The organism is Streptomyces sp. NPDC057543 (assembly GCF_042801895.1).
GTDB lineage: Bacteria > Actinomycetota > Actinomycetes > Streptomycetales > Streptomycetaceae > Streptomyces.
Window position 1 is genome coordinate 39328 of the sequence record NZ_JBHVFF010000023.1, and the last position, 7610, is coordinate 46937.

General features: G+C 69.1%; 4 protein-coding genes. 1 reads left to right on the forward strand and 3 read right to left on the reverse strand.

Features of this window, described 5'->3' with window-relative positions:
• Positions 1-237 precede the first annotated feature (237 nt).
• Entirely contained in the window at positions 238-1077 is an 840-nt protein-coding gene (locus ACFU8Q_RS06860; protein WP_384448839.1) for an SDR family oxidoreductase, read from the forward strand.
• Positions 1078-1116: 39 nt separating this feature from the next.
• Here the strand turns inward: ACFU8Q_RS06860 and ACFU8Q_RS06865 are convergent, their stop codons facing one another.
• The 3 genes from ACFU8Q_RS06865 to ACFU8Q_RS06875 form a co-directional block, all read right to left on the reverse strand.
• Entirely contained in the window at positions 1117-2934 is a 1818-nt protein-coding gene (locus ACFU8Q_RS06865; protein WP_384448851.1) for a glycoside hydrolase family 15 protein, read from the reverse strand.
• Positions 2935-3532: 598 nt separating this feature from the next.
• Positions 3533-6586: an FG-GAP-like repeat-containing protein gene (locus ACFU8Q_RS06870; RefSeq protein WP_384448842.1), complete on the reverse strand. Its 3054-nt coding sequence runs from the start codon at positions 6584-6586 to the stop codon at positions 3533-3535.
• 875 nt (positions 6587-7461) lie between these two features.
• Positions 7462-7610: alpha/beta fold hydrolase (locus tag ACFU8Q_RS06875; protein ID WP_384448854.1), on the reverse strand; the 149-nt coding region annotated here is incomplete at its 5' end.

Sequence of the window (7610 nt, forward strand, 5' to 3'; positions counted from 1 at the left end):
TGACCTTCCTGTTGAAAAAGCCTATCCCGCGCACACATCGCCCGCACCCGGGGAAACGGCTGCCCTGCCGATCGGTGCCGGAGCCACATGTCCTGGTCGCCCGGTCGCGTTCGACCGATCGGCGCATTCTGCCCGCGCCCGGCGTGTGGCCCGGGCTCCCGGATGATTCGGTGTCGAGAGAGGCCGACCTGACCCGCATGAGGTCGTGAGGGCAGCCACTCGAGAAGGAGTACCGGCGTGAGCGTGATTCAGGGAGCCCCTCAGGGCGTCATTCCCGGGCATCTGCTGAAAGGCCAGAAGGCACTCGTCACCGGCGCGAACTCGGGCATCGGCAAGGCGACGGCCATCGGCCTGGGGCGGGCCGGAGCCGACGTGGTCGTGAACTACGTCGCCGGGCGCGGGGAGGCCGAGCAGGTGGTCGAGGAGATCTCCGGGTTCGGGGTGCGCGCGATGGCGTACGAGGCCGATGTGTCCCAGGAGGACCAGGTCGTCGCGATGATCGAACGGATGGTGCAGGAGTTCGGGACCATCGACATCCTCGTGGCCAACGCGGGGCTGCAGCGCGACGCTCCGTTCACCGAGATGACGACGGCACAGTGGCAGAAGGTGCTGGACGTCAACCTCACCGGCCAGTTCCTGTGCGCGCGGGAGGCGACGAAGGAGTTCTTGAGGAGAGGGGTCGTCCCTGAGGTGTCGCGCGCGGCTGGGAAGATCATCTGCATGAGCTCGGTGCACCAGTTGATCCCTTGGGCCGGTCACGTCAACTACGCGGCCTCCAAGGGCGGCGTGCAGATGATGATGGAGACGCTCGCCCAGGAACTCGCCCCCCACCGGGTCAGGGTCAACGCGATTGCTCCGGGAGCCATCAGGACGCCCATCAACCGCGGCGCTTGGGACACTCCCGATGCCGAGAAGGACCTGCTGGAGCTGATTCCTTACGGGCGCGTCGGTGATCCGGAGGACATCGCCCACGCGGTTGTCGGGCTCGCCTCGGACCTCATGGATTACGTGGTGGGCACCACCCTCTACGTGGACGGCGGCATGACCCTCTTTCCTGGTTTCGCCACGGGCGGCTGAACCGCCACGCGATTCAGGGCGACAGCCGGACCGCGGTACTCAGTCACGCTGCTGGTCGAGGGCGTCGTCCAGGGTGGTGGCGGCCATGATCAGCGACAGATGCGTGAAAGCCTGCGGGAAGTTGCCCAACTGCTCGCCACTGGGGCCGATCTCCTCGGCGAACAGGCCGACGTGGTTGGCATAGGTCTGCATCTTCTCGAAGGCATAGCGTGCCGGACGAATCCGTCCGGCACGGGCAAGAGCGTCCACGTAGAGGAAGGTGCAGAGGCTGAAGGTGCCTTCGGAGCCCCGCAGACCGTCCGGGGAGGCCGCGGGGTCGTAGCGATAGACGAGGCTGTCCGACACCAGCGTGCGTTCCATCGCGTCCAAGGTCGACAGCCAGCTCACCGTCCTGGGCGCCAGGAATCCGACGCGCGGAATGAGCAGCAGCGAAGCGTCGAGGACATCGCTTCCGTAGTGCTGGACGAGGGCCTGCTCCTTCTCGTTCCAGCCCCGCTCCATCACCTGTTCGAGGATCGCGTCGCGAGCCGCAGTCCAACGAGGAGCGTCGGCCGGGCGGCTGTGCTCCCTCGCCAGGCGCAGTCCCCGGTCGAAGGCCACCCACGCCATCACCCGGCTGAAGGTGTAGTCCTGGCGCCCGCCACGGGTCTCCCAGATGCCCTCGTCGGGGCGGTCCCAGGAATCGGCGAGCCAGTCCAGCGTGCGCGCGACGTTCTTCCAGCCGTGGTAGCTGCCTCCCATGGTGACCTGGCGCCCCTCCGACAAGGCGTAGAGCGCCTCCCCATAGATGTCCAGCTGCAGCTGATCGGCCGCCGCGTTCCCCAGCCGCACCGGATACGAACCCCGATAGCCCTCGAAGTGCGAGAGAACCTCTTCCGGCACCTCGGGGTCTCCGTCGACGCGGTACATGATCTGCAGCGGCTCGCCACCGACGCCCTCCCGGGCCTGGAGGCGGTCGCTCATCCAGCGTGTGAACTGAGCCGCCTCCTCGGCGAACCCCAGGTCGAGCAGGGCACGCACGGACAGGGAGCCGTCGCGGACCCAGGTGTAGCGGTAGTCCCAGTTGCGTTCACCCTCGATCTGCTCGGGCAGACCCATGGTCGCGGCGGCGACGGGCGCACCTGTGGGCGCATAGGTGAGCAGCTTGAGCGTGATAGCCGAGCGGTGCACCACACCCGGCCACCGGCCGCGGTACTGCGAGGAGCGCACCCAGCGCTGCCAGAAGTCCACCGTGTCCCAGAACCGTTCCATCGCCCGGTCCGGGGTGATCGGCGGCGGGGGGTCGTCATCGGGTCCGCCGAAGGTGAACACCGCCGCGGCCACCTCACCCGCCCTCAAGGTCACTGCTCCCCGCACGTCCGTGCCGTCCTGTTGCAGGGGGAAGGTGCTTTGCAGATGGGCGGTGACGTTCGGTGCCCGGAACGTGGCGTCACCGTCCTGCATGTCGAGATGGTGGGTGGCCCGGCCGTAGTCGAAGCGCGGACGGCACTCCAAAGTGAAGTGCACCGTTCCGCGCACCGCTCGCACACCGCGCATCAGCACGTGCCTGTCAGTGGGGGTGCCGGTGCGATCCGGTGGCATGCAGTCGAAGATCTCGCCGACCCCGTCCGGCGACATGAACCGCGTAACCAGGACTGCGGTGTCGGGGTAGTAGAGCTGCTTGCAGGTGGTGTTCCGGCTTTCCGGCGCGAACAGGAAGTAGCCGCCGCGGTCGTGGTCGAGCAGGGCAGCGAAGACGCTGGGCGAGTCGAACCGGGGAGCCGCGAACCAGTCGACGACCCCCTGGGACGACACCAGGGCAGCGGTCTGCAGGTCGCCGACGAGGCCGTGGTCGGCGATGGGCGGGTAACGGTCCATGATCATCTCGCTTCCCTGATGCCCCCGATTCCACTGTCCGCCCTGCGCGACGAGGCTGCCACGGGATGTGGTCACGAGGGAGATGCGAGGGCCACCGTCAGGAGGTGAGCGTGCCGGTGCCGTCCTCGACCCGCCTCAGCCACTGCTCCGGCGCCTTGCCCCCGGCGTGGCGGCCGAGCCACGCTCTTACGGGCAGGGATGGGGCACGGCCCCGGACTGTGTGGTCCGGCACCACGGTAAAGCCGTGTGGGCAGCGTGCCAGGCGCAGGGTGGTTCAAGCCTGCTGAACGGCGTTGCGTGCGCAACTGATTGGCGCACCCGACATCCGGCGCCGCACTCGCGGACGTCGGTGTTCTCGACGTACTTGTCGGTCGTGCCGCCGTCGGCGTACTGCTCGGGACCGTAGAAATGGTTCTGCTCGCAGGTCATGGCCTGCGAGCAGAATGAGCAGTTCGAGTTCCGGACCGGGGGCAGAGCCGGAATTCGCCCGCGGTTCGTTCGCCGGGCAGCGGTGGCCGGGGTGTCTTGGGCATGCGGCATGGAACGGGCCCGGACGAATCACCTCGTCCGGGCCCGCGGGGCAGTGGCGAAGACCGGCTCAGAACAGGCCCTTGTACCCCTGCCAACCGGTGGCGATCTTCGTACGGCCGCCGAAGGAGCCCTTGCCGTTGCCGTTGTTGCGCCAGACGGTCCCGGAGGTGTCGCGGGAGACGATGTCGGCTTTGCCGTCGCCGGTGATGTCGCCGACGCCCACGATCACGTTGTACGACGAGCCCCAGTTGTTGAAGACCTTCACGCGGCTCTTGAACTTGCCGGTCGCGGTGCCGTCGTAGCGCCACAGCTCGTTCGACCTGTCCTGCACCAGCAGGTCGCCGTAACCGTCGCCGTTGAGGTCACCCGCGCCCAGGATCTTCTTGTAACCCGTCCACTTGGACGCGATCTTCACCCTGGCGGAGAGCTTGCCCGTGCTCGTCGCCTTGTAGAGGTAGACGTCGCCGGTCGAGGACTGGCGGGCGATCAGGTCGGCCCGGCCGTCTCCGCTGATGTCCCCGGGCGAGGTCAGCACGTCGTACTGGTTCCAGCCCGTGCCCAGCGAGGTGTATGCGGTGGAAGGCGTCACCGCCGCCCCGCACGCGGGCCGGTAGGCGCGCAACGCACCGCTGCTGAACCGGACGAGCACGTCGTTGCACCGGTCACCGCTCAGGTCGCCGAAAGGCACCGCCTTCACCGTGGTCGGCCACCCGGAGCCCGTTCGCTTCCCGGTGAACGTTCCCTTCCCCGTCCCGTACTGGTACGTCAGCCCGCCCGAGCCGTTCAGCGTCATCAGCTCGCCGAAGCCGTCCGATCCGACGAAGTCGCGGCGGGCCGCGGCGGCTCCGGTGACCTTGACCGTGCCCGTCTTCGTCAGCGCCGCGCCCTGCCCGTCCGCGGGAGCGACGGTCAGCTTCCAGGTGTAGGCGCCGTTGGGCACCAGCCGGCCGGAGCCGTCCTTGCCGTTCCAGGCCGGGGTCACCACGCCGCGCGCCAGACCGCCGGAGAGCGTGCGCACGGCCGTATCGGCTCTGTTGTTGATCACGAGCTTCCAGGAGGCCGCGGGCTTGTTCAGCCACCACTTCGGGCTCCACTGCGCGGCGCCGCCCTTGACGTCCACCGAGGCGGCGACGGTGGCGTCGCGCTGGACGAGGGCGGAGACGGGGACGTCGCTGGAGGTCAGACGGATGGTGTTGTCGGAGCGGAGCTGGGCGATCACGCCGGTGTACGGGTCGACGTCCCAGGCGTTCCCCTCGAACTTCCCGGCGGTGTGCGACACGGGCGTCCCGCTGCGGACGTCGATCACCTTCAGCCGGCCGGCCTCGACCGTCGCGACGAAGCCGTCGCCGAGTTGCGCCTGCTCCCGGCCGGAGCCGGAGACGAGGGTCAGGTTCCGCTTCGTGACGGTGTCGTAGACGCCCTGTCCCTCCGAGGCGAGCACGCAGTTCCACAGCAGCCAACGGCCCACCGCCTGGAAGTCGTTCAGCAGGCAACCGCGCCCGAACCACACCGGCTCGCCCTGCCGCCCGGTCGGCAGGTCGACAGGGGTCACGCTGTCATTGCCCGACATCACCCACAGGGTGGTGCCCCACACCGCCCGCACGGCATCCGTCGTTGTGTACACCGTGCGCCCGGAGTCGAGATCGACGATCCGGGTCTCCGCCACGCCGGCGCTGTCGTACGGCCTGGTCAGGGCGGCGAAGCGGCCGCCCGCGGCGGTCGCGGTCTGGTAGCTGCGGGAGCTGTCGATCCGGGTGCCTGGCAGCGACTGGGCGGCGCCGAGGAGCTGGGGCTGCTGGGCGGCGCTCGTGCCGTAGCCGGAGACGACCGTCCGGCCGTCGCCGGTGTCGATGAGGCGCGGGCGGCCCTCCGAGTAGTTCTCCGGCGCTATACGGCCGCGGGTGGTGCGTGCCCCCGCAGTGGGGGAGTCGGCCACTCCGGTCTCACGGGTGTGGAGATACGTCCAGTCACCCACGGGATCCTGTTCCACGGTGGTCAACCGCCCCTGGGTGAGAGTCAGTTGGGAGACCGTGCGGGCGATCTGCCGGGGGTACGCGTCCGCGATCCGGCGCACGGTGACCCCGCCGCCCCTGGCGGTCTCGATGAGGGAGACGCCCCAGTGGTCCGGGTCGGCGCCGCCCGCGACCAGCAGCCCGCCGTCCGGAGTCGGCACGGCCTGGCGCGACGTCCTGGCCAGCAGCGTCCTCGGCGCGGAGCCGTCGAGGGGGACGGCTTCCACCCGCGAGACCGCGCGGCTGATGTCGTAGCGGCCCAGGGAGGAGTCGTACCGGGACACGACGACGGTGTCCCCGACCAGGCCCAGTACCTGCGCGATGTCGCCGACCGGAACGGTCCGCACGGCGGCGGACGGGTCCTGGCGGGAGGCGACGTGCAGGGTGCCGTCGTAGAACCACACCAGGTGGGTGGCGCTGAGCGCGACCAGGTGGTGCCACGACTGCACGGTGTACGGCAGGGCGGTGAAGCGCCCCTGCCCGACATCGAGCCACCCGGTGACCTCGTCATCGCCTTTTCGGTACCGCACGACCTGTCCGCGCGCGTCGCCCAGCCCCGCGGCGGACCACAGGTAGACGCCGGAGGGGACGCCTTCCACCGTGCGGTCGGTGACGGAGCCGTCGGCCCGGGCGTCCAGCAGATGCCACCCGGAGTCGGTGCCCGGGGTTCCCGCCGTCGTGACGACCGTCGACCCGAGGGTGCTGAAGTACGAGTGTCCGTCGGGGAGCGCGACCATACTGACCTGCCCGGACGTCATGTTCCGCAGCGTCACGGTCCTGGCGGAGCTGTCGTAGCGGGCGACGACGTCCGAGCCCGCGCCGGCACTCGTGACGCCGTACACGTCCGTGCCCGAGGCGTCGACGACCGTGTCGACACCTGCGTACGTCGTCCACAGCTGGCCCCGCCCCTCCTCGTACCGGAGGAACCCCGAGGGCCCCGCGCTCAGCAGGCCCGTCCGGGGAGCCAGGGCCATGGTGGCCGGCACGACCACCTCTCCGGTGACCGTCTCCGCATGCGCACTGCCTGCCGTGAGCGGGCCGAGCCCGAGGGCGAGCGTGAAGGAAACAGCCGTGGCGGTGGCGCCTCGTACGAGCGCACGTCTGCCCATGCAGAATCTCTCCGGGGACAGTAGGTGAAGGCTTGGAGAGACTTGTGCGTACGCCGTTGAGCCGCAGGTCATGGACGCGCGGCACATATGACGTTCAGACACCCCCCCAGGCGAGTGGCCGGATTTTAGCACTTTACCTGTGCATGACCTACGGGCCGGGGAGTATGGTGATGACTGATCACCGCGCACTACAACAAGACCCAGGCTCCTGACCTGGTCCCAATCATGGAGCGGGTGACGAGAATCGAACTCGCGCTCTGAGCTTGGGAATCACCCGGCGCTTGGGAGTAAGCATGGCTGCTGACCTGCGGAAACAGCCGCGAAATGCGCCGGCCGGACTGCCGCGTCGGATGCTTTACCGACCGCTGTTTACCGCCTCTACTGGCACGTTGTGGCACGGCCGCAGACGCCGCACGGCTCCTGTCTGGTGTGAGGAAACCTCGGCGCCCCGTGTCTGAGCGCTTCGCGGATCAGCCGACTCCCCCTTTCCGAGATCAGCCGCATTCGCAGCGCCGCCGCCGAGGCAGGCATCCGTACCGCCGGCGGGGCCGCCGGGTGACCGACGACCGTTGGGTATGGGAGTACGCCTTCCAAGCTGAGGACGAGGCCGGCTACCCGAAGGCTGTGCGCGACGAGATGAAGGCCGTCGCCGACCAGATCGTCGAACTTGCCGACCTCGGCATCGACCCGGCCGAACTCGGTGATCCCACCCCCGGCACGGCTCGCCGTCACATGCTCGCCTCCGGCGGATGGTTCGAGACAGGCACACCCCCGGACAAGGCCACGTCTCCTCGCCGTGGTCCTGGTCGTACCACCGCTGCACGTGCTCTGACTGGAGCCGCCACACCGGCGCCAGTGTTCCCCAGCCGCAGGTCCTACGCGTCGAATGCGGCCGGGTCGAGGGAGTCGACATCCTCCATGAAGCTCAACATCCGGGCGTTGACCACGTCGGGATGGTCGATCTGCGGTCCGTGGCCCGTCGCGGCGATGATCTCGGCGCGGGCCCCGGGGATCAGGCGCGGCA